The organism is Streptomyces africanus (assembly GCF_002150735.1).
GTDB classification, from domain to species: Bacteria; Actinomycetota; Actinomycetes; order Streptomycetales; family Streptomycetaceae; genus Streptomyces; species Streptomyces africanus.
On record NZ_MUKA01000562.1, the window covers coordinates 158 to 1123 of the forward strand.

At 70.0% G+C, this 966-nt stretch carries 1 pseudogene; it reads right to left on the reverse strand.

The features are described from left to right. Positions 1–402: 402 nt before the first annotated feature. Positions 403–966 (reverse strand): annotated as a pseudogene (locus CCL05_RS42090) (cation:proton antiporter domain-containing protein); the annotation flags it as partial.

Sequence of the window (966 nt, forward strand, 5' to 3'; positions counted from 1 at the left end):
GGCGCCGCGGGTGCGCAGCAGCCGGCCGTATCCCGGGCGGGCGGAAGCCGTCGAGTTTTTCGAATCCGTCGAGCTCTTCGAGTCCGGCGAGGTCATCGAGTTCTTCGACTTCTTCGAGGTGACCGTGGACGCCACGGCCCGTGCCTTTCTGCCGCCTGGTAGCGCGGGCCCGTGGGCGGGCGGCGCCGAGAGCTGTCCTCTTGCGCGGAACTGCGGTAGATGCCGGGGCCCGGTGAGGAGGGGCGACCCGACCGCCATACGGTCGCGCCAGCTCTGCGTCAGGCAGAGTTGGTTCGATCTGGGTAACGCCTTCATCGTACAGGGATCAAGGGGCTGCGGGCCTGTGAAAGTGAGCACCACGGCCCGTCCGCCTTATGAATCCCAAAAAGGGTAAATCGCCGTCTAACGGCTCGCCCCGTCCGTCCCGAGCCAGCCGGCCAGCTTTCCGCCGTGCCCGACGGCCCGCAGCCTGCGCTCGGTCGCGTCCCGGACGGGGTCCGTGGCGACCACGAGCAGCTCGTCCCCCCGTTGCAAAATCGTCGTCGGCAGCGGCACGAAGGACTCGCCCCCGCGCACGATCAGTGTCACGGCGGCGCCGTGCGGCAGCCGCAGCTNNCGATGCCGAGGTCGGCGGCCTCCGAACCGTCGCCCAGGCGCAGCTTGCGGGCCAGCCACGGCAGCGTCGGACCCTGGACCAGGGTGTAGACGACGACCAGGATGAAGACGATGTTGAAGATCCGGCGGCTCGCCTCGACGCCCTCCACCATGGGGATGGTCGCCAGGATGATGGGCACCGCCCCGCGCAGCCCCGCCCAGGACATCAGGACCTGTTCCTGCCAGGGAACCCGGAAGGGCCGCAGGGACACCAGCACGCTCAGCGGGCGCGCCACCATGGTCAGCACCAGCCCGATGGCGAGCGCGGGCAGGATGTCGTCGCCCAGCTCGTGCGGGGTGACCAGCAGGCCG